20 protein-coding genes and 1 pseudogene are annotated in these 19,699 nt (G+C 72.8%); 8 read left to right on the top strand and 13 right to left on the bottom strand.

Going from position 1 to position 19,699, the window contains the following annotated elements:
* Positions 1 to 88 precede the first annotated feature (88 nt).
* Positions 89 to 976 carry a LysR family transcriptional regulator gene (locus ABFX51_RS18135; protein ID WP_091510610.1) on the top strand — a complete coding sequence of 296 codons (888 nt, stop codon included), beginning with the start codon at positions 89 to 91 and terminating at the stop codon, positions 974 to 976.
* Here the strand turns inward: ABFX51_RS18135 and ABFX51_RS18130 are convergent.
* From ABFX51_RS18130 to ABFX51_RS18115, 4 genes and pseudogenes are all read right to left on the bottom strand, one after another.
* Positions 966 to 1,898 (bottom strand): quinone oxidoreductase family protein, encoded by a 933-nt coding sequence (locus tag ABFX51_RS18130; protein ID WP_091510612.1) that lies wholly within the window; start codon positions 1,896 to 1,898, stop codon positions 966 to 968. The two genes, ABFX51_RS18135 and ABFX51_RS18130, sit on opposite strands and share 11 nt — an antisense overlap.
* Positions 1,895 to 2,791, bottom strand: a complete 897-nt coding sequence (locus ABFX51_RS18125) for an NADP-dependent oxidoreductase (RefSeq protein ID WP_091510615.1) — start codon at positions 2,789 to 2,791, stop codon at positions 1,895 to 1,897. Before ABFX51_RS18125 ends, ABFX51_RS18130 begins: the two co-directional genes overlap by 4 nt.
* Before the next feature lie 5 nt (positions 2,792 to 2,796).
* Entirely contained in the window at positions 2,797 to 3,267 is a 471-nt protein-coding gene (locus ABFX51_RS18120; RefSeq protein ID WP_245783188.1) for an ester cyclase, read from the bottom strand.
* A 17-nt stretch (positions 3,268 to 3,284) separates the two neighbouring features.
* A pseudogene (locus ABFX51_RS18115) lies at positions 3,285 to 3,575 on the bottom strand (NADPH-dependent FMN reductase); the annotation flags it as partial.
* 86 nt (positions 3,576 to 3,661) lie between these two features.
* Between ABFX51_RS18115 and ABFX51_RS18110 the strand changes: the two are divergent.
* Positions 3,662 to 4,126: a MarR family winged helix-turn-helix transcriptional regulator gene (locus ABFX51_RS18110; protein WP_091510616.1), complete on the top strand. Its 465-nt coding sequence runs from the start codon at positions 3,662 to 3,664 to the stop codon at positions 4,124 to 4,126.
* On the opposite strand, the gene ABFX51_RS18105 is transcribed toward ABFX51_RS18110, so the two are convergent.
* The 3 genes from ABFX51_RS18105 to ABFX51_RS18095 form a co-directional block, all read right to left on the bottom strand.
* Positions 4,123 to 6,009, bottom strand: a complete 1,887-nt coding sequence (locus tag ABFX51_RS18105) for an FtsX-like permease family protein (RefSeq protein ID WP_091510619.1) — start codon at positions 6,007 to 6,009, stop codon at positions 4,123 to 4,125. The two genes, ABFX51_RS18110 and ABFX51_RS18105, sit on opposite strands and share 4 nt — an antisense overlap.
* Positions 6,010 to 6,012: 3 nt before the next feature.
* Entirely contained in the window at positions 6,013 to 6,747 is a 735-nt protein-coding gene (locus ABFX51_RS18100; protein WP_425425844.1) for an ABC transporter ATP-binding protein, read from the bottom strand.
* Between the two features lie 100 nt (positions 6,748 to 6,847).
* Positions 6,848 to 7,783 carry an MBL fold metallo-hydrolase gene (locus ABFX51_RS18095; RefSeq protein WP_091510623.1) on the bottom strand — a complete coding sequence of 312 codons (936 nt, stop codon included), beginning with the start codon at positions 7,781 to 7,783 and terminating at the stop codon, positions 6,848 to 6,850.
* 90 nt (positions 7,784 to 7,873) lie between these two features.
* Here ABFX51_RS18095 and ABFX51_RS18090 point away from each other — a divergent pair, with 90 nt between their 5' ends.
* Positions 7,874 to 8,761, top strand: coding sequence for an AraC family transcriptional regulator (locus ABFX51_RS18090; RefSeq protein WP_091510626.1), 888 nt, complete (start codon positions 7,874 to 7,876; stop codon positions 8,759 to 8,761).
* Between the two features lie 44 nt (positions 8,762 to 8,805).
* Here the strand turns inward: ABFX51_RS18090 and ABFX51_RS18085 are convergent, their stop codons facing one another.
* The 6 genes from ABFX51_RS18085 to ABFX51_RS18060 are packed head-to-tail and all read right to left on the bottom strand — an operon-like array spanning position 8,806 to position 15,697.
* The gene (locus tag ABFX51_RS18085; protein ID WP_091510630.1) at positions 8,806 to 9,543 is read right to left on the bottom strand and encodes an SDR family NAD(P)-dependent oxidoreductase; all 738 of its coding nucleotides are present in this window, start codon (positions 9,541 to 9,543) and stop codon (positions 8,806 to 8,808) included.
* Entirely contained in the window at positions 9,537 to 10,310 is a 774-nt protein-coding gene (locus tag ABFX51_RS18080) for an alpha/beta fold hydrolase (protein ID WP_091510631.1), read from the bottom strand. Before ABFX51_RS18080 ends, ABFX51_RS18085 begins: the two co-directional genes overlap by 7 nt.
* On the bottom strand, positions 10,297 to 11,688 hold the full coding sequence (locus tag ABFX51_RS18075; protein WP_091510634.1) for an MFS transporter: 1,392 nt from the start codon (positions 11,686 to 11,688) through the stop codon (positions 10,297 to 10,299). The genes ABFX51_RS18080 and ABFX51_RS18075 overlap by 14 nt, the downstream gene beginning before the upstream one ends.
* 21 nt (positions 11,689 to 11,709) lie before the next feature.
* Positions 11,710 to 12,999, bottom strand: a complete 1,290-nt coding sequence (locus ABFX51_RS18070; RefSeq protein ID WP_091510636.1) for an MFS transporter — start codon at positions 12,997 to 12,999, stop codon at positions 11,710 to 11,712.
* A 58-nt stretch (positions 13,000 to 13,057) separates the two neighbouring features.
* Positions 13,058 to 14,173, bottom strand: coding sequence for an NDMA-dependent alcohol dehydrogenase (locus tag ABFX51_RS18065; protein WP_346054293.1), 1,116 nt, complete (start codon positions 14,171 to 14,173; stop codon positions 13,058 to 13,060).
* A gap of 27 nt (positions 14,174 to 14,200) precedes the next feature.
* Positions 14,201 to 15,697, bottom strand: coding sequence for an aldehyde dehydrogenase family protein (locus ABFX51_RS18060; protein ID WP_346054292.1), 1,497 nt, complete (start codon positions 15,695 to 15,697; stop codon positions 14,201 to 14,203).
* Between the two features lie 195 nt (positions 15,698 to 15,892).
* Here ABFX51_RS18060 and ABFX51_RS18055 point away from each other — a divergent pair, with 195 nt between their 5' ends.
* Genes ABFX51_RS18055 through ABFX51_RS18035 form a run of 5 tightly spaced genes read left to right on the top strand, consistent with a single transcriptional unit; the run spans position 15,893 to position 19,677 of the window.
* Positions 15,893 to 16,309, top strand: a complete 417-nt coding sequence (locus tag ABFX51_RS18055) for a Zn-ribbon domain-containing OB-fold protein (protein ID WP_091510641.1) — start codon at positions 15,893 to 15,895, stop codon at positions 16,307 to 16,309.
* Complete coding sequence (locus tag ABFX51_RS18050; protein ID WP_218153518.1) at positions 16,306 to 17,460, top strand: thiolase family protein; 1,155 nt, start codon at positions 16,306 to 16,308, stop codon at positions 17,458 to 17,460. Before ABFX51_RS18055 ends, ABFX51_RS18050 begins: the two co-directional genes overlap by 4 nt.
* On the top strand, positions 17,457 to 17,957 hold the full coding sequence (locus ABFX51_RS18045; RefSeq protein ID WP_091510646.1) for an SDR family oxidoreductase: 501 nt from the start codon (positions 17,457 to 17,459) through the stop codon (positions 17,955 to 17,957). The genes ABFX51_RS18050 and ABFX51_RS18045 overlap by 4 nt, the downstream gene beginning before the upstream one ends.
* Positions 17,954 to 18,679 (top strand): SDR family NAD(P)-dependent oxidoreductase, encoded by a 726-nt coding sequence (locus ABFX51_RS18040; protein WP_091510648.1) that lies wholly within the window; start codon positions 17,954 to 17,956, stop codon positions 18,677 to 18,679. Before ABFX51_RS18045 ends, ABFX51_RS18040 begins: the two co-directional genes overlap by 4 nt.
* The gene (locus tag ABFX51_RS18035; RefSeq protein WP_091510650.1) at positions 18,679 to 19,677 is read left to right on the top strand and encodes a CaiB/BaiF CoA transferase family protein; all 999 of its coding nucleotides are present in this window, start codon (positions 18,679 to 18,681) and stop codon (positions 19,675 to 19,677) included. Before ABFX51_RS18040 ends, ABFX51_RS18035 begins: the two co-directional genes overlap by 1 nt.
* Positions 19,678 to 19,699 lie beyond the last annotated feature (22 nt).

Below are 19,699 nucleotides of genomic sequence, written 5' to 3'. Positions count from 1 at the left end.
CGCCCGCGGCCGCCGATCATCAGCGGAAACGGTTGTGATGGGGAGGTTTTCCCGGGTTAGACTCCGCCCGCGCGGAAAGAGGTGGGACATGGACGTCCGGTCGTTGCGCTACGCCCTCACCCTGGCCGAGGAGCTGCACTTCGGCCGTGCCGCGCGGGCCCACTTCATCGCCGCGCAGGCCTTCGGCCGCCGGATCCAGGAGCTGGAACGGGAGCTCGGCACGAGGTTGTTCGACCGCACCAGCCGCCGCGTGTCCCTCACCGAGGCGGGGGAGCGGTTCCTGCCGCGGGCCCGCCGGGTGCTGGCGCAGTTGGACGCGCTGATGGAGGCCGCGGAGGGCGACCCGGCCGAGCCCGTCCTGCGGATCGGCGTCTTGGGTTACGGGCTCGCCGACCGCTGGCCGGTGACCCGCTCGGTCCTGGCCCGGTGCCGCCCCGACCTCGAGCTCACCTACGTCGAACTGGACTGGGCGAACCAGTACGACGCGGTGCGCTCGGGCGAGGTCGACGTGGCGATCGTGCACGACGTGGGCGGGCACGACGACCTGTTCGTCGAGACCGTCATGGACACCGGGCGCTACGCCGTCGTCCCGGCGGACTCGGACCTCGCCGACGCCGACCGGCTCACCGGCACCGACGCGTGGGAACGGCCGTGGGTCGCGCCGGTCGGCCAGCCGGGGCTGGCGGACTGGACCGGCGGCCGCACGGCCCGCAACCGGGTGGAGGTGCGCTCGCCGACGCACATCCCGATCGCCGTGGCGACCACCGGCTGCCTCGGGCTGCACGGAGAACCGGCCGCGCGCTTCTTCCCCCACCCCGGGGTCCGCTACCTGCCGCTGGAGGACGGTCCGCGCGCCACCGTCGCGATCGCCTGCCGGAAGCGTGACCGCCGCGGGACGGTCGCGGCGTTCCGGAACGCCGTGCACGCGAGCACCGCGGTCGATCGGCTGGCCCGGGACGGGGCGGTCAGAAGGTGATGACCACCTTGCCCCGGACGTGCTGACCGGCGAAGTCCAGCAGCGCCTGCCGGGCTTCGGCGAACGGGTACTGTGCGCTGATCTCGATGTGGAGCTCGTGCGCCGCGGCCGCCCGCGCGAGTTCGGCCAGGCGGCCGGAAGGCGTGGTCGTGCCCGTGTACACGGCGGTCACGCCGCAGTCGAACTCGGCGGGACCACCCCGCGGCGAGACCAGCACGCCGCCCGGTCTCGCCGCCGCCGCGGACGTGGCCAGGTCCGGCCCCGCCAGCGCAACGTCGATCACCGCGTCCACCCCTCCGGGCACCCACTCCCGTACCCGCTCGGCGACGTTCTCGCCGCGGTAGTCGAGCACCCCGTCCGCGCCGAGGCGCGTCAGGTAGTCGAGGTCGTCCTCGCGGCCGGTGGCGAACACGGTGGCCCCGGCGCGCTTGGCCAGCTGGACGGCGTAGCTGCCGAGGCCGCCCGCCGCGCCCACCACCAGCAGGGTCGAGCCGGCCCGCGGCTTCGCCTCGTCCAGCAGCGCCGACGCGGTCAGCGCGCCGGTCGGCAGCGCGGCTGCGCGCCGGGCGTCCAGGGCCGCCGGGCGCACGACCGCCGAATCGTCGGCGCGGACGAGCGCGTACTCGGCGAACGCCCCGGACGGCACCCCTGTCCACGCGATCACCGGGTCGCCCACCGCGAAGCGGTCCACACCGGACCCGACGGCTTCGACCACGCCACTGACGTCCACGCCGGGTACGAACGGGTGCGAAACCGGCAGGGCGTCGCGCATGCCGCCGGTGACGAGCACGAGGTCGACGGGGTTGACGGCCGCCGCCTCGGTGCGCACCAGCACCTGCCCCTGGCCCGGGACGGGCCGCGGCACTTCTGTCAGTTCGAGTTGGTCCAGCGGCCCGTACTCGCGGGCTACCAAGGCTTTCACCGGGTTTCTCCTTCCACAGTGGACAACGGCTCGAATGCCGGTACCCGCTTGCCGCGGACGTGGCGGGTGGCCGGGTCCCGGTACGCGTCGCGGACCTGGGCAACCGGGTAGACCCGGTCGATGGGGATGGTGAACTCGCCCGTCGCGGCGGATTCGGCGAGTGCCGCCCAGATGGCGGGCTCGTCGGCGATGGTGTTGATCCGGCCGGGCCGGACGTCCAGTTCGATCGCGACGTCCACGTTGCCGCCGCCGAACGTGTCGAGGTAGGCGTCGACGCCCTGCGGAGCCGCGGCGCGCAGCCGCTCCGCCAGCCCCGGTCCGTAGGTCACCGGCGAGATCCCGAGGCCGTGCAGGAACGCGAAGTTGCCCTCGCTCGCCGTGCCGATCACCGTGGCCCCGCGCAGTTTCGCCAGCTGCGCCGCGATGACACCGACCCCGCCCGCGGCGGCCGAGACCACGACGGTCTCGCCGGGGCGGGGATCGACCGCGCGGACCCCGGCCCACGCGGTCGCGCCGGCGCCGGCGATGCTCGCCGCCTCGGCCCAGCCCAGCGCGGCGGGCCTGGGCGCCAGGACATCCGGTCCCACGACGACGAACTCGGCCTGGGCCGCACGCGGAGCGAAACCCAGGACCTCGTCGCCCACCGCGAACCCCTCGACGCCCTCGCCGGTTTCGGCCACCCGCCCGGCGAAGTCGTTGCCCTGGCCCTCGGGGAAGTGCGCGGGCCAGATGCCGGCGAACACGCCTTCCCTGATGCCGGTCTCGCCGGGGTTCAGCGCCGCCGCGACGACGGCCACGACGATCTGCCCGCGCCCGGCGCGGGGCCGGGGGACCTCGGCCAGCTCCAGCACTTCCGGACCGCCGTAGCGGGAAAACCGCACCGCTTCGGGCATGGCCGTCACTTCCCCGCGCCGGTGGGCAGCGCGCCCACCTGCTGCAGCACCGAATACAGGTTCGCCACGCCCCAGTGCTCGGTGATCCGGCCGTCCCGGACGCGCATCGCGTCCACCGTCCCGAACTCGACGTGCTTGCCGGTGGGGGCGAGACCGAGGAGTTCGCCCTCGTGCGTGCCGGAGTAGGTCTTGAAGGTCGTCACCACGTCGCCTTCCACCGTCTGCCAGTGGATCTTCGCGGAGAAGTCGGGGAACGCCGAGCGCAGCGCGTGGTACAGGACCCGGACGCCGTCCTTGTCCGGGGTGCTGCCCGGCTGCGGGGTGTGGTCGGTGAAGTCGTCGGCGAACAGCGACAACGCGACCTGGTTGCGGACGTCGGCCACCTGCAGCTCGCCCATGACCAGCCGGAGGTGCTCGACGGCGCGGGTGCCGCCCACGCTGCCGTAGCTGACGAACCCGGCGCCTTGTTGTTCCACTCGCCGTAGAGGAGGTCGATGGCGTTCTTCAGCGCGCCGGAGGTCGAGTGGTTGTACTCCGGCGTCACGAACACGTAGCCGTCGAAGGACGCGATCTTCTCCGCCCACACCTTCGTGTGCCCGTGCGCGTACTGCCCGAGCAACGGGGGAGCGGCCTCGTCGAGGTGCGGCAGGTGGTAGTCGGCGATGTCGACCAGTTCGAACTCCGCGTCACCGCGCGCCGAGGCGAGCTGGTGGACCCAGCGGGCCACCGCTTCCCCGTTCCGGCCCGGGCGGGTGCTGCCCAGGATGATCGCGACCCGTGTCATGTCCGTCTCTCTCCGTGAGTTTGGTGATGTGTCCACAAAGTAGCCAGATTTTGGTGACGCGTCAACAGAGGGCGTACGCTGGGCCCATGGCTGACCCCCGATGGCTCGACGACCGCGAAGCCCGGCTCTGGGAGGCGTACCGGGCGCTGTCCCGGGAACTGCAGCGGGCCTTCGACCGCCAGCTGGAGCGCGACGCGAGCCTGTCCGGGGCCGAGTACGCCGTGCTGGCGCCCGTGTCGGAGGCCGAGGACGGGCTGATCAGGATGCGTGAGCTCGGCCGCCAGGTCGGCTGGGACCGCAGCCGCCTGTCCCACCAGGTGAAGCGGATGGAGAAGCGGGGACTGGTCGCGCGGGAGGACTGCGCCGAGGACGCGAGGGGGGCGATGGTGCGCATCACCCCCGCGGGCCGCGACGCGATCGAGGCCGCCGCCCCCGAACACGTCGCGACCGTCCGCCGCTACTTCTTCGACCAGCTGTCGCAGCGCGACCAGGCGACGCTGACCCGGATCTTCGAGCGCATGCTCGACCGCCTGCACCACGACGAGGTCTAATCCCGCGCCCGCAACAGCGACACGGGGCTCGGCCGCGTCGCCGACCAGGACGCGAGCAGGCTGCTGACGCCCGTGATCACCCCGGCGCCGACCACCACGCCGGCGACGAGCGACCACGGCACGGCGGCCGTCGCGCTGCCGGTGACCGCGGCGGTCGAGGCCAGTGCGGCCACCAGCGTGCCCGCCGCGGCCAGCAGCCCCAGCACCAGGCCCGCCACGGTGACCGCGGCCGACTCCAGCAGCGCAGCCCGGACCACCTGACCGCGCGTCAGCCCGGTCACCCTGGCCGTGGCGAACTCGCGGCGGCGTTCGCCGGTCGCGATCACCACCGAGTTGACCACGCCGATCGCGGCGAACAACGCGCCCAATCCCAGCACCACCAGCAGCACCCCAGTGGTGCTGTCGTCCTGCGCTGTCGCGTTCGCCGTCAGCCACTCGTCCAGCGGCTGCACGGGCCCCAGTGCGGACAGCGCGGCGGCGACCCGCGCGTGGTCCGCGCCGGGCTCGACCGCGACGAACGTCCGTACCGCGGCCCCGGCCAGCTGGTCGGCGGGCAACAGCCCGCTGGGCAGCAGCACGGCGGGGCCGCCTCCGGCGCCTGCGGGCACCTCGGCGACCACCGGGAGGCGTCCGAGATCGAGGTCGCCGAAGCGGACGCCGACCTCGTCCCCGGCCGACACGTCGTCCCCGCCGGGATCGGCGGCGGCGACGTGGCCGCGCAACGCGGCGAGCGAACCGGAAGCGGGATGAACCCGTTGGTATTCCGCGGGATCCACGAGGAGCGCGGTGCGGGTTTCGGTGTAGGCCATTTCTCCGGTGCCGACGGTGAGCACGACCGGCACCTCTGTTTCGGTCGAGACCGCCGCCACGCCGGGCAGCCCGGCAGCGACGGGAGCCGCCACCACGAAGTCGGCCACTGTGTCCCGCTCGGCCTGCCGTTGACCCGCGTCGGCGAACGAGGCCACCGCGGTGGACTGGCCCAGCACCAGTCCGGTCAGCACGATCAGCGGGGCCGCGATCGACGCGCTGCGGCGAATCCCGTCACGGAGGTTCGCCGCCGCCAGCCGCCCGAGCACACCCCGCGTAGGCAGCGCCCGAGCCAGTGCGGGCACCAGCACCGGGCTGATCGCGGTGAACGCCATCGAAGCGCACACGCTGACCGAAATTGCCATCGCCTGCCCGCCCGCCGCGCCGCCTGCCGGCGCGAGCACGACCAGTGCGACCGCGCCCGCCGCGGACAGCGCGAAGAACCACCAGCGCCCCCGCGTCATCGCCCGGGCGGCCGCACCGGTCTCACGCAGCGCCTCCAGGGGCCGCACCGCCGCCGCGCGCCGCGCCGCCACCAGCACGCCCGCGACCGCGAGCGCGACACCGCAACCCAGTGACGCCGCGGGCACCCACGACACCCAGCCGGCCTCGAAACCCGCGGGGACGAACCCGAATTGCCGCAGCAGCCGCGTCTGCGCCGCGAGGACGGGCACCCCTGCCGGGACACCGACCAGTCCGCCCACGGCGCCGAGCAGCACCGCCTCACCGGTCAGCACGCGCCGCAGCTGCCGCCGCGACCCGCCCACGAGCCGGAGCAACGCGAGATCGCGCCGCCGCTGCGCCACCGTGAACGCGAACGTCGAGCTGATGATGAACACGGCGAGGAACGCGCCGAACCCCAGCGTCACGCCCATCAGCGCGACACCCGTCTCGCGGGCCGCCGCCACGTTCATCGCCGTCACGGCGGAAGCACCCGGCGCGGCCCGCAGGCCGGCCACCGCGAGCAGCAGCAGCAACGACGACTGCACGAGGGCGACCCCGAGCGCCGTGGTCACGATCGCCCCGGCGAACAGCGGCCAGCGTTCGCGGAACCCGGCCCAGCTCAAGCGGATCACCGGTCAGTCCTCCAGTGCGACGAGGCGGTCGGCGACCGTGGCGGCGTCGGCGCCTTCGAGCCGGCCCGCCAGGCGCCCGTCGCGGAGGAACACCACCGCGTCGGCGCGGGCCGCGGCGGCCGGGTCGTGGGTGACCATGAGGATGCTCTGGCCGCCGGTGGCCATGGTGCGCAACAGATCGAGCACCAGCTCCCCCGAGCGGGTGTCGAGCGCGCCCGTCGGCTCGTCGGCGAAGAGGATCTCCGGCCGCGTGATCATCGCCCTGGCGATCGCCACCCGCTGCTGTTGCCCGCCGGACAGCTCCCGCGGCCGGTGGTGCACGCGGTCGGCGAGCCCGACGGCGCCGAGGATGCCGGTGACCTCCGACCGGGCCGGTTTGCGGCCGGCCAGCCGCAACGGCAACGCGACGTTCTCGGCCGCGGTGAGCGACCCGACGAGGTTGAAGGACTGGAAGACGAACCCGATCCGGGTCCGCCGCAACGCCGTCAGCTCGTCGTCGTCCGCGGCGGTGATGTCGGTGCCGCCCAGCAGCACCCGTCCGCTGTCCGCCTTCTCCAGGCCCGCCGCGAGGTGCAGCAGCGTCGATTTCCCGGAACCCGAGGGCCCCATGACGGCGGTCCAGCCGCCGCGCGGGAAGCCGATCGTCACGTCGTCGACCGCGCGGACCGCGGCGGAGCCGGAGCCGTAGGTCCGGCTGACACCTTCGAGTGCGACGGCCGCGGTCGCGGGCGTCGCCAGAGTCGTCACGGTGCGGGGTGTCCTCTCACTGGGGTGATCACAGTTTTGTTGATGTGACCACAAGCTAACCGTGGAATGTGGATGCGTCAACAAAGATGAACTAGGAGTGGACCTCCGGTGGCGTGAACGGGGCCCACCGCCGGACCTCGAACGCGCTGCCGGTGCGCCTGATCTCGGCCGCGCCCGCGCCGGGGAAGTGGGCGGGGAAGACCAGCGCGTGGTGCTCGGCCGCCTCGCCGAGCACGCGGATGCGGGACCTGGCCGCCTCGGCCTGGTCCTCACTCAGGCACGTGTCGCAGTCGGGGTGGGTGAACTGCAACGGCGTGTGCACCACGTCCCCGACGAAGAACGCCCGGTCGGTGCCGGACTCCAGGCGCACGACGGTCGAACCCGGGGTGTGCCCCGGCGCGAGTTCGAGTGTGAGGTTCCGGTCGATGCGGTGGCTGGTGCCCTCCCACAGCACGGTCTGCCCGGCCTCGTGCACGGGGTCCACGCTGTCCTCGAACGTGCTGCCGTTCGCAAGCCGCGCGTTGATGCCGTTGACCGATCCGCGTTTGGGGATGTCGTTGCGGGGGTTCCAGTAGTCGAAGTCCGGGCGGGCGATGAGGTACGTGGCGTTCGGGAACGTCGGCACCCACGCGCGGTCGGCGAGGCGGGTGTTCCAGCCGACGTGGTCGGAGTGGATGTGCGTGTTGATCACGAGGTCGACGTCCTCCGGGCGGACCCCGGCCGCGGCGAGGCGGTCGAGGAAGTCCCCGTCGCGGTGCCGCCACGCGGGCATGTACGACCGTTCCTTGTTGTTGCCCACGCCGGTGTCGACGAGGACGATCTTGCCCTCGCTGCGCAGCACCCACGTCTGGACCGCGGCGAGGTACTCATCGGTGCCGGGGTGCCAGAAGTGGGGGGTGAGCCGCCCACCGTCCGCGCGCCAGCCGTGTCGTTCGAGATCCGGGAACAGTGCGGGCATCGGGGCGATCGGGCCCTGCCACTCGACGACCCGGGTGATTTCGACGTCGCCAAGGTTGATGGTGTCCATGCCTGCACGGTAAGTGCTACGGGGAGCACGAACGATAATCTGAAGTGTCGTTCCCATACGCGATCGTCTCGCCCGGCGTACAGTCGTGGCGTGGATGTGCTGAGCGACGTGATCGGCGCCGTGCGGACGGGACGGCCGTTCGCGAACCGGGAGGACCGGCACGGCGTGTGGCGAACCGACTTCGCCGCCTTCTCCGGGATCGGGTTCCACCTGGTGCTGGAGGGCAGCTGCCGGATGGTCACCCCGGGTGCCGCGCCCATCGTGCTGCACGCCGGGGACGTGGTGCTCACCCCGCGGGGCACCGCCCACGCGCTCACGGATCCCGGCACCGGCGTCGACGAGACCGCACAGCTGCTGTGCGGGGCCTACCAGCTCGACCGGACTCGCCTGCACCCGTTGCTCGGTGACCTGCCCGAGGTCTTCCACCTGCGGGCGCGGGCGGGCGGCCACCCCCAGGTGTCCGCTGTGGTCGCTCTGCTGGGCGGCGAGCTGACGGCGCCGGGGCTGGGCGCGGACGCCGCGATTCCCGGGTTGCTGGACCTGCTGCTGTTGTTCCTGCTGCGGGAGTGGCTCACCGAGGAACCGGGCCGGGACGCGGCCGGGTGGTGTGCCGCGCTCACGGATCCGGTCGTCGGCGAGGCGCTGCGCTGCGTCCACGGCGACCCCGTGCGGCAGTGGACGGTGGAGGAGCTCGGCGCCAGGGCGGGGCTGTCGCGGGCGGCGTTCTCCCGCCGGTTCGCCGCACTGGTCGGGCAGCCGCCGATGGCCTACCTGACCTACTGGCGGCTCACGATCGGCGCGCGCCTGCTGCGGGAGACCGACCTGCCGCTCCCGGCGGTCGCGCAGCGGTGCGGGTACTCCTCGCCGTTCGCCTTCGCCACGGCCTTCAAACGCGAACACGGCGTCGCTCCCGGGCGGTACCGCGCGCGGCACCAGGCGGAGGACGACGTCCAGGACTGGTCGGGCTCGGCGGGCTGAGGCGGGCGTGCCGCACCCGGGACGGCGGCGGCCTGACGTCCGGCTCACGCGGCCAGCCCGCCGTCGACGACCAGCTCCGCCCCGGTGACGAAGGCACTGGAGGGTGAGACCAGGAACAGGACGGTCTCCGCGACCTCCTCGGCAAGGCCGCGCCGTCCCAGCGGGGTGGCGGCGAGGACCTGCTCGTTCCACTCGTCGGTGATCACGTCGAGCATCTCGGTGTCGATGAAGCCGGGGTGCACGGAGTTGACCCGGATGCCGTGGGCACCCAGTTCGACCGCCGCGCACTTGGTCATCCCCCGGACCGCCCACTTGGTCGTGGCGTAGGAGATCTGGTTGGGGTACGGGCGGTGCGACGCGATCGAGGAGATGTTCACGATCGCGCCGCCGCCCGCGGTCTTCATCGGCCCGGCGACGGCACGCATGCCGAGGAACGTGCCGCGCTGGTTGACCCGGTAGTGCTCGTCGAAGTTTTCCGGCGTGGTGTCCGCTACGTCCGGACCGGGGCGGTAGATCCCGGCGTTGTTGACCAGGATCGTCGGGGCGCCGAAACGCGCGGACACCCGCGCCAGCAGGTGGTCCCAGGACCGCTCGCAGCCGACGTCGTGGGATTCGTAGACCGCGTCGCCGCCCAGCTCGTCCGCCAGCGCCCGCCCGTCGGTCTCGCGCCCGCCCGCGATCACGGTCGCCGCACCGGCCCCGGCGAGCGTGCGCACGATCGCGGCGCCGATACCCCGGGCGCCGCCGGTCACGACGGCCACCTGCCCGTCGAGGCTCACCACGGCGCGATCCCGTCCACAAAGGACCGCAGCGCGCGGTTCACGGCTTCGGGTGCCTCCTCGGTGACGAGGTGGCCGCTGCCCGGTACGCGGACGAACGTCGACCGGGGGAGCCGGGCGTGCATGGCCTCCGCGCGGGCGATCGGGATACCGCCGTCCTCCTCGCCGTGGACGATCAGCGTCGGCAGGGTGATCTCGGCGAGCCGGCCGAGACGGTCCTCGCGGTCGATCCAGGACCGGTACTCGCCCCACACGGACCGGGACGGCCGCGCCCGCCACTTCCGCACCCACCGCTCGACGTGCCCCGGGTTTTCGGAGATCGTGCGCGGGCCGAAGATCACCGGGACGAACGCCTCGGCGAACTCCGCCGAAATGGGCTCCTCGGTGTTCATCGGTTCCAGCAGGGCGCCGAAGCGGGCGCGTTCCTCCGGCGTGTACGCATCGGCCATCGTGGACACGAGCACCAGCCCCGCGAGCCGCTCGGGGTGTTTCAGCGCCAGTTCGATCGCCATGAACCCGCCGACCGACATGCCGACGAGGACGAACCGGTCGATGCCGTCGACGACGTCGAGGCAGTCGGCGACGAGATCGTCAAGCGAGCGCTCGGTGCCGTACCGCGAAGTGCCGGCGCGGCTGGTGTACGCGATGGTGCGGTAGGCGTCCCCCAGCGCCGCGATCTGCGGGTCGAACATGGTGCGGTCCAGCAGGGTGCCGTGGCTGAACACCACGGCGGGGCCGTGCCCGCGGTCGAGGACGTCACTGTCGCGCATGGACTTCTCCTGCCGGGATCGGTGCGGTTTCGGCGGCGAACACCTGCTCCAGTGTCTTGCCGGTGACACGGGGGCCGAACAGCCGGATGACGAGCCCGCCGAGCGCCAGCAGCGCCGCCATGACCGCGAACACGCCGCCGAACCCGATCGAGCCGAACGTGAGCCCGATGACCACCGGCGCCGCGAGCCCGCCCGCGTTGCCCGCGGTGGAGGCGAGACCGGCGCCGGTCGCGCGGATGGCGGTCGGGTAGACCTCGGAGCAGTACGGGAACACGATGCCGGAGATGCACGTGATGCAGACCGACAGCACCATCCCGATCAGCAGCAGCGCGACGCTGTCGCGGGGCACGATCCCCAGCGCGATCGACGCCAGCGCGGCGAAACCGAAGAACGTCACCAGCAGGGTGCGGCGCTCGAACCGGTCGCTCACGGCGATCGCGACGAGGTACCCGATCGGCTGGGCGACGAAGAGGAAGAAGCTGTAGGTCGCCGCGATGCCGGGGTCCACGCCGATCTCCAGGAACAGGGACGGCATCCACGTGAAGAACCCGAAGAACGCGAACAGGAACACGAACGACCCCAGCCACGTGGCGACCGAGACCCTGGCGAGCCCGCCGCGCCACACCCGCAGCGGCGACCACGACACCGCGGGCGCGGCCGGGGCGACGACGGCGGCGGGCGGCACCGGCGGCAGTGCGGCGCCGTGCCGCGCGGCGGTCACGCGTTCCTCGAGCCGGGTCACGACGGCGTCGGCGTCGGCGACGCGGCCCTGGCTGAGCAGCCACCGCGGCGATTCGGGCAGGGAACGCCGCCACCACAACAACACCAGCACGGGCAGGCCGCACACGACCGCGGCGATGCGCCACCCGCCGGGCAGGGGCACGACCAGCGAGCCCAGCACCGCGGCGACCACGTTGCCGAGGGAGAAGAACAACGTCACGCCGCTGACGAACCGGCCGCGGTTGCGCCCGGTGGCGAACTCGGAGATGTACGGCGAAACGATCGCCGCCTCCGCACCCGCACCGAGCCCGCCGACGACGCGGACCGCGAGGATGAACGCGAACCCGTTGGCGAAGGCGAGCGCGATCGAGGCCGCGCAGAACAGCGACAGCGCGTAGAGCATCACGCGCTTGCGGCCGAACCGGTCGCCGACGACGCCGGCGAGGACGGCGCCGATGATCATGCCGACCGGTGCGGCGCCGCCGATGAGCCCGATCTGGGCGTTGTCGAGGCCGAACTCCGCTTTCAGGTGCGGGAGCATGAAGCCGATGATCACGATGTCGAGTGCTTCGAACAGGTGGCCGAGGCCGCCCGCGAAGAGGATCCCGTACTGGGGACGGCTCATCGGGAGCCGTTCGAGTCTGGCGAGGATGGACATGGCGGTCTCCAGGAAAGGGGGTCAGAGCGAGCGTGCGGGGGCCGCGGCGGTTTCGCCGAGCGGCCTCGCCGACGTTTCGGGGAGCCTGCGCAGCAGCACGAGGCCGACGACGAGGGTGATGACGCCGAGGTAGAGGGCCGGGGCGAGCGGGCTGTGCGTGGCGGCGGCGAGTGCCGTCGCCACGAGCGGGGCGGTGCCCGCGACGGGGCCGACGCCGAGGCTGAAGGCCACGGCCGAGCCGCTTGAGCGGGTGCGGGCCGGGAAGAGTTCGACCAGCACGATCGAGGACATGACGTTGAGCCCGGCCTGGGGGAGCGCGAACAGGCACAGCCCGAGCAGCTGCGGGAGCGGCGCGCCCGAACCGATCAGGAGCAGCACCGGCACGGCCAGCACCGCGTGCGCGAGCGCCCCGCCGACGTAGACCGGCCGCCGACCGATGCGGTCGGACAGCCACCCGGCGACCGGGCAGAGCGCCGAGTAGAACAGCAGCGCCAGCGAACTGACGAGCAGCGCCGACGTCCGGTGGCCGCCCGCCGACATCGCGTTGGTGAAGTACGTGGTGAGGTAGTAGAAGCCGATGCCGGTGGCCGAGGCGCACGCGAAGGCGAGCACCATCGTCCGGCGTTCGGTCCGCAGCGCGGTGCGCAGCGGCGTGGCCGAGACCTCGTGCCGTGCGCGCAGGTTCCGGTACACCGGGGTTTCGTCCAGGCGCAGGCGGAGGTACAGGCCGATCAGCCCGAGCGGCGCGGCGGCCAGGAACGGCAGCCGCCAGCCCCACGACTGCATCTGCGCCGGGCTGAGCAGGGTTTCCAGCAGCAGCACCGATCCGGTGCCCGCGACGATGGCGAGCCCGCCCGTGGCGGAGATCAGGCTGGCGCGCAGGCCGCGGCGGCCGGGCGGGGCGTACTCGGCGAGGAACGCCGACGCCCCGGTCCACTCGCCACCGGCGGACAACCCCTGGACACAGCGCAGGAGGACCAGCAGCAGCGGCGCCCAGAACCCGATGGTGGCGTAGGAGGGCAGCACGCCGATGAGGGTGGTGGCGCCGCTGATGCCGATCACGGCGAGTGACAGCGCGGTGCGCCGGCCCCGGCGGTCGCCGAGCGAGCCGAGCAGCGCGCCGCCCAGCGGGCGGAACACGAAGGCGATGCCGAACACCGCCAGCGACGCGAGCAGTGAGGCGACGGAATCGCCGGTGGGGAAGAAGACGCGGCCGAGCGTGACGGCGACCGCGCCGTAGACGGCGAAGTCGAACCACTCGGTGAAGTTGCCGACCAGGGTCGCCGCGACCACTGTGGACGGTGAGCGCATCGGTGAGCTCCCAGGGGAAGCGGGGTGGCCGGCCCCCGTCCGGCCACCCCGGCGTTGCCTACTCCGAATAGTCGATGATGCCGCGGATGATCTTGCCGTCGCGGAGGTCCTGGTACCCCTCGTTGATCTCGTCGAGGGTGTAGCGCGCGGTGATCAGCTCGTCGAGCTTGAGCTTCCCGGCGTCGTACATGCGCAGCATCTTCACGATGTCGTACTGCGGGTTGGACGAGCCGAACAGCGTGCCCCTGATGGTCTTCTGGTTGAACACCAGGTCCGAACCGGACACGTGCACGGTGAGGTTCGCCGGGTTCGCCACCCCGGTGACGACGACGGTGCTGCCCTTGCCGATGACGGCGAAGGCGTCGGCGACGACCTTCTCCGTCATCACCCCCACCACGCAGATCGCCTGGTCCGCGCCCTCGCCCCAGGTGAGTTCGTTGACGGCGGCGGCGGCCTCCTCCGCGGTGGCGAACACGTGCGTGGCACCGAACTCCAGCGCGGTGTCCCGCTTGAACGCCACCGGGTCCACGCACACCACGTTCTTCGCGCCTGCCTGGACCGCGCCCTGCACGGCGTTGATGCCGACGCCACCGATCCCGTAGATCACCGTGGTGTCACCGGGTTTGACCTCACCGGCGTTGACGGCGCTGCCGTAGCCGGTCGGCACCCCGCAGCCGACGAGGACGGCCTTGTCCAGCGGCAGCCAGTCGTCGACCTTCACGCACGACAGCTCCGAAACCGTGGCGTACTCGGAAAACGCGCCGAGCATGCAGAACGCGCCGATGTCGCCCAGCTCCGGGTCGTGCATCCGGAAGGTGCCGTCGGGCATGCTGCCCTCGAGGATGGTGGCGCCCATGTTGCACAGGTTCTGCCTGCCGGTGGAGCAGTAGCGGCACTTGCCGCAGCTGGGGATGAAACTGCACACGACGTGGTCGCCCTCGGCGACCCTGGTGACGCCGGGGCCGACGCGTTCGACGATCCCGGCGGCCTCGTGACCGCCGACGATCGGGAACCGCACGACGTTGTCGCCGTCCATCATGTGCAGGTCCGAGTGGCACAACCCCGCGGCGGATACCTTGAGCAGCACCTCGTTCGGGCCGGGTTCGTCGAGTTCGACCTCCCGGACCTGGAAGGGCTGGTGGTAGCCGGTCAGCACGGCGGCGCGAGTCTTCATCGTCTTTCTCCTCTTCGGTGGGCGGGGTCAGCCGTGGAAGGTCCACAGGGACTTGGTCTCGAGGTAGCCGTCGAGGCTGTCGGGGCCGAGGTCGCGGCCGTAGCCGGACTGGGCGAAGCCGCCGAACGGCGCGGCCGGGTCGGTCAGGCCCCAGCCGTTGACGTAGACCGTTCCGGCGCGCAGCTTGCGGGTCATGGCGTGCTCGGTCGTGACGCTGCCGGTCCACAGCCCCGCGGCGAGCCCGTAGTCGCTCGCGTTGGCGCGCTCCGCGACCTCGTCGGCGTCGTCGAAGGGCAGCACCACCACGACCGGACCGAAGATCTCCTCGCGCGCGCACTCCATGTCGTCGGTGGCGCCGGCGATGACGGTGGGCGGGAAGAAGTTCCCGCCGCCATCCGGCAGCTCACCCGCCTGGTGCACCTTCGCGCCCTCCGCGGCGGCGCGCTCGACGTAGCCGCGCACCCGCTCGACCTGGCGCGCGTTCACGAGCGGCCCGAAGTCCACACCCTCGTCGAGCCCGTGCCCGATGGTCAGCGCCGCGGCCTCGGCCAGCAGGCGGTCGACCACCTCGTCGTGGATGTCCCGGTGCACGAACAGCCGGGACGGCGCGCTGCACGTCTGCCCGGAGTGCCAGAAGATCCCGCCCGCCGAGCCCGCGACGGCGGCGTCGAGGTCGGCGTCGGGGAAGATGATGTTGGCGCTCTTGCCGCCCAGTTCCAGCGTGACGCGCTTGATCCGCTCCGCCGCGCCCCGCGCGATGCGGCGGCCCACCGCGGTGGAGCCGGTGAACGTCAGCTTCCGCACGCCGGGATGGGCGATGAGCGCTTCGCCCGCCTCGGCGCCGTACCCGGGAACGATGTTGAGCACGCCGTCGGGCAGGCCGGCTTCGGTGGCCAGTTCGGCCAGCCACAGCGCGGACAGCGGGGTCTCCTCCGACGGTTTGAACACCACCGGGCACCCCGCCGCCAGCGCGGGCGCCATCTTCCACGCGCACAGCAGGAGCGGGAAGTTCCACGCCGTGATCGCCCCGACGACCCCGGCCGGTTCCCGCTCGGTGCGGACGTGGACGCCGGGGTGCGACACCGGCACGGTGGTGCCCTGGATCTTGCTGGGCCAGCCTGCGAAGTAGAGGAACGTGCGGGCCGCGAACTCGACGTCGATGGCGCGGGCCGCGCCGCGGACCTTGCCGGCGTCCAGCACTTCCAGTTCGGCGAAGGAGTCGGCGTTGGCGTAGATCGCCTCGCCGATGCGGGACAGCACGCGGCCCCGCTCCAGCGGGCTCATCCGGCGCCACTCGGAGCGCTCGTCGAAGGCCCGGACGGCAGCGGCCACCGCGGTGTCGACGTCATCGCGCCCGGCGCACGCGGTGGTCGCGATCTCGTCGCCGGTGGCGGGATCCAGGACGGGGAGGGTCTGCCCGCTGCGCGCTTCGGTGCGCCGTCCGTCGATGAACAGGTGCGGTTCGGCGGCCAGCCGCGTGGCCACGGCGGGGGAGGTGCTGCGGGCGGGTGTCGTCGTCGACATCTGCGTGCCACCTTTTCAATATTTGATACAAACTGGTGTGACGGAGGCTACGACAGCACCGCGACGAAAGTCCAGACCTGGGCGGAAATGCACAGAACTCGCAGGTGAGGGTCCAGCAGCTGACAGAGCGACTTGTCGGATCATGTATCAAACTTGTACGGTGCGGACATCCATCGAAGACCGCTGGAGGTCCCCATGTCCGCCGTCGCCGCGGCCCGCCCGTTCCGGGAGGGGCTGCTCGAGCTGGCGCCGCCGCGTCTGCTCGGTTCCCGCTGTGGCCGCTGCGCCACCGTCGCCTTCCCGCCACGGGAGTTCTGCCCCGCGTGCCGCGCCACCACCGGGATCACCGGGACCGCGCTGCCGGCCGAGGGCGTCGTGTACAGCTTCACGATCGTCCGCCAGGCCCCGCCCGGGATCGAGGTGCCGTACGTGCTCGCCTACGTCGACCTGCCGGACGGCGTCCGCGTGCTCGGCCAGGTCGCCGGGATCGAGCCGGACGAGGTGGCGATCGGGCTGCCCGTCCACCTCGAGCTGACCCCCTTCGGCCGGGACGACGACGGCACCGAACTCGTCGGCTACCGCTTCCGCGCGACCGGGAAGGAGGAGGCGTGACACTCGCTCCCGCCCACGTGGCCGGTGCCGGGATGATCCGGTTCGGCAAGTACCCCGCGGACGTGACGCTCGAGCGGATGGCCGTCGGCGCCGCCCGTGCGGCCCTGGCCGACGCCGCTGCCGACCTCACGCGGATCGACGCGCTCTACGTCGGGCACGTCTTCGGCGGTCCCGTCGCCGGGCAGCGGATCGCCGCGCAGCTCGGGCTCGACGGCCGCCCGGTGTCCAACCACGAGAACTACTGCGCCAGCGGCGCGACCGCGTTGCGCGAGGCGTGGGTGGCGCTGGCCGCCGGCCTGCACGACGTGGTGCTGGTGATCGGCGTCGAGAAGATGACCGACCGGGTTTCCGGTGGGGTGCGGCCGGACCCGGGTGACCTGGACGCCGCCGTGGGCTACGTGATGGCGGCCGGCCACGGGCTCAGCGCCCGCCGGTACATGGCCGACCACGGTGCGACGCGCGAGCAGATCGCCGCCGTGGCGGTGAAGAACCACGCCCACTCCGTGCACAACCCCTTCGCCCAGTACCAGCGCCCGGTCACCCTCGCCGAGGTGCTCGCCGCCCGGCCGATCGCCGAGCCGCTGGGCCTGCTGGACTGCAGCCCGATCTCCGACGGGGCCGCCGCGATGGTGCTGTGCTCGCCCGCCGGGCTGCGCCGGCTCGGCCTGTCCGCGCCGGTGCCGCGGATGCTCGGCTGCGCGCTGGTCAGCGGCGGCGTGCGGCCTGGCACCGGCGACGTCAACGAGGAGGACGTGTCGCGGCGCGCGGCCGAGGAGGCGTGGAAGCTCACGGGGATCGGCCCGGAGGACGTCGACGTGGTCGAGATGCACGACTGCTTCACGATCGCCGAGATCGTGCGGATGGAGGGGCTCGGCCTGATCCCGCGAGGCGAGGGCGGGCGCTGGACCGAGTCGGGCGCCACGTCGCTGGGCGGGCGCCTGCCGGTGAACCCCAGTGGCGGCCTGCTGTCGCGGGGGCACCCGGTCGGCGCGACCGGCGTCGCCCAGGCCGTCGAGCTGACGTGGCAGCTGCGCGGCACGGCGGGTGGCCGTCAGGTGGAGGGCGCGCGCACCGGGCTCGCCTACTGCAAGGGCGGCACGGTCAACGGCACGGACGGGGGCTCGGTGACGACGCTGGTGATGGCGCGATGACGGCGGGTCTCACCGCGCGGATCGACAGCGAGGCGCTGCGTTCCTCGCTGTCCACTGTGGAATCGCCGCACCCGGTCCTGTTCGTGGCGCCGCGGATGCCGGAGGACCGCGACTTCGCGGAGCTGTCCGACGAACTGCTCGACGCCGAGATCGGCGCCGTGCTCGCGGACGTGCTGGCCGACGTGCAGCGCGCGCTGCCCGGGCTGACCGGCCACAGTGGACGGATCGTGTTCCTGCTGCCGCACGACGTCGCGCTGGGCCGCCCGCACGCCACCGCGGCGGGCGCGGTGGCCGGGGCACTGCTGTCGATGGCCCGCACGCTGGCGATCGAACTCGGCAGGGACGGCATCACGGTGAACACGATCCTCTACGCCGAGGGCACCGAACCCGCCGTCGCCGGGCAGGTCGCGGCGCTCGTCGCGCCCGCGGGGGACGCCGTCACCGGTCAGGAGATCTACGTGACGGCGGGCAGCGGACTGGGGAGGTTGCGGCCATGAGGACGGCACTGGTCACCGGTGGCGCCGGGGGCATCGGCCGGGGGATCTGCGAGCGGCTGGCACGCGAGGTGGACGTCGTGTTCGTCGCCGACCTCGATCCGTACGCGGCCGCCGGGGAACTCGGGCCGTGGGCGCGACCGCTCGAACTCGACATCACGTCACCGGAATCGCGCGAAGCCGCGGCGGAGGATACCGGCGGCGTCGACATCCTCGTCAACTGCGCGGGAGTGCTGAAGGACGCGAGGGTGGGCGCGCTCGATCCGGAGTTGTTCCGGCGTCTGCTCGCGATCAACCTGCTGGGCCCGCTCGCGCTGACCCGGCTGCTGCTGGAGCCGATGGCGCGGCGGGGCGGGGGAGCGGTGGTCAACATCGCCTCCCGCGCCTGGCTGGGCACCTTCGGATCCACCGCGTACTCCAGCGCGAAGGGCGGCCTCGTCGGCGCCACCCGGGCACTCGCGCTGGAGGTCGCGCCCCAGGGCATCACGGTCAACTGCGTCGCGCCGGGGTTCGTCGCGACCCGCATGACCGACGGCCTGCCCGGCAAGATCCGGGAGCGGACGCTGGAGGCCATCCCGGTCGGCCGGGCGGGCAAGCCCTCCGACGTCGCCGAAGCGGTCGCCTACCTCAGTGGCGCCTCCTACGTGACCGGGCAGGTGCTGGTGGTCTGCGGCGGCCGCAGCATCGGCGACCCCTACCGGCAGCCGGCGGGAAAGGACAGCTGATGCGACCGCTGCACGGACTCCGCGTCGTCGAGTTCGCCGGACTCGGCCCGGCGCCCTTCGCCGCGATGATGCTCGCCGACTTCGGTGCCGAGGTCGTCCGCATCGAGCGACCCGGCGCAGGACCGGCCGGTGGCATCGTCGAGCGCGGCCGGCACACCGTCCACCTGGATCTGAAGTCGGAGCCGGGGCGGGCCCGCGCGAAGGAGCTCGTCGCCTCCGCCGACGTGCTGCTCGAAGGCTTCCGCCCCGGCGTGATGGAGCGCCTCGGGCTCGGCCCGGACGTGTGCCTGCAGCTCAACCCGGAGCTGGTCTACGGCCGGATGACGGGCTGGGGCCAGACGGGGCCGCGCGCGGACCAGGCCGGGCACGACATCAACTACCTCGCGCTGACCGGCGCCCTGCGGTCGATCGCGCGCCGGGGACAGGCGCCCGTGCCCCCGCTGAACCTCGTCGGGGACTACGGCGGTGGCGGGATGCTGCTCGCCTTCGGGGTGCTCGCGGCGCTGCGCGGCGGTGGGGGACAGGTCGTCGACGCGGCGATGGTGGACGGCGTCAGCCTGCTGATGTCGGGGGTCTGGAACCGGGCTGCCGTCGGCCGCTGGTCGCCGGAACCCGGCACGAACGACATCGACACCGGTGCGCCCTTCTACGACGTCTACGAGACCGCGGACGGCGAGTACATGGCGGTGGGCAGCATCGAGCCCCAGTTCTACGAGCGGCTGGTGCGGGGCCTCGGCCTCGACCCGGCGCAGCTGCCGGAGCAGGGGGACCGGTCCTCGTGGCCCGCGACGAAGAAGCTGTTCGCCGAGGTCTTCGCGACCCGCACCAGAGCCGAGTGGACCGCGGTGTTCGAACCGCTCGACGCGTGCGTGACCCCGGTGCTGAGCATGGCGGAGGCGGCCGCCGACGCGCACCTGACGGCACGCGGCACGCTGCGCACGGCCGGCGGCCGCGTCGAACCCGCCCCGGCCCCGCGCCTGTCCCGGAAGGGGGAGTAGCGTTGATAAAGTATCCGGCAAC

Origin of the sequence: Amycolatopsis dongchuanensis (assembly GCF_039542405.1) — a bacterium.
GTDB lineage: Bacteria > Actinomycetota > Actinomycetes > Mycobacteriales > Pseudonocardiaceae > Amycolatopsis_E > Amycolatopsis_E sacchari.
This window is presented reverse-complemented; position numbering and strand designations above follow the sequence as displayed.

Excerpts from the sequence above, each read along its gene's own strand:
- ABFX51_RS18110 (WP_091510616.1), top strand. The coding sequence starts at position 3,662 with ATGGCTGACCCCCGATGGCTCGACGACCGCGAAGCCCGGCTCTGGGAG.
- ABFX51_RS18045 (WP_091510646.1), top strand. The coding sequence starts at position 17,457 with ATGACGGCGGGTCTCACCGCGCGGATCGACAGCGAGGCGCTGCGTTCC.
- ABFX51_RS18065 (WP_346054293.1), bottom strand. The coding sequence starts at position 14,173 with ATGAAGACTCGCGCCGCCGTGCTGACCGGCTACCACCAGCCCTTCCAG.
- ABFX51_RS18040 (WP_091510648.1), top strand. The coding sequence starts at position 17,954 with ATGAGGACGGCACTGGTCACCGGTGGCGCCGGGGGCATCGGCCGGGGG.
- ABFX51_RS18070 (WP_091510636.1), bottom strand. The coding sequence starts at position 12,999 with ATGCGCTCACCGTCCACAGTGGTCGCGGCGACCCTGGTCGGCAACTTC.
- ABFX51_RS18080 (WP_091510631.1), bottom strand. The coding sequence starts at position 10,310 with ATGCGCGACAGTGACGTCCTCGACCGCGGGCACGGCCCCGCCGTGGTG.
- ABFX51_RS18075 (WP_091510634.1), bottom strand. The coding sequence starts at position 11,688 with ATGTCCATCCTCGCCAGACTCGAACGGCTCCCGATGAGCCGTCCCCAG.
- ABFX51_RS18055 (WP_091510641.1), top strand. The coding sequence starts at position 15,893 with ATGTCCGCCGTCGCCGCGGCCCGCCCGTTCCGGGAGGGGCTGCTCGAG.
- ABFX51_RS18095 (WP_091510623.1), bottom strand. The coding sequence starts at position 7,783 with ATGGACACCATCAACCTTGGCGACGTCGAAATCACCCGGGTCGTCGAG.
- ABFX51_RS18125 (WP_091510615.1), bottom strand. The coding sequence starts at position 2,791 with ATGCCCGAAGCGGTGCGGTTTTCCCGCTACGGCGGTCCGGAAGTGCTG.
- ABFX51_RS18135 (WP_091510610.1), top strand. The coding sequence starts at position 89 with ATGGACGTCCGGTCGTTGCGCTACGCCCTCACCCTGGCCGAGGAGCTG.
- ABFX51_RS18035 (WP_091510650.1), top strand. The coding sequence starts at position 18,679 with ATGCGACCGCTGCACGGACTCCGCGTCGTCGAGTTCGCCGGACTCGGC.
- ABFX51_RS18060 (WP_346054292.1), bottom strand. The coding sequence starts at position 15,697 with ATGTCGACGACGACACCCGCCCGCAGCACCTCCCCCGCCGTGGCCACG.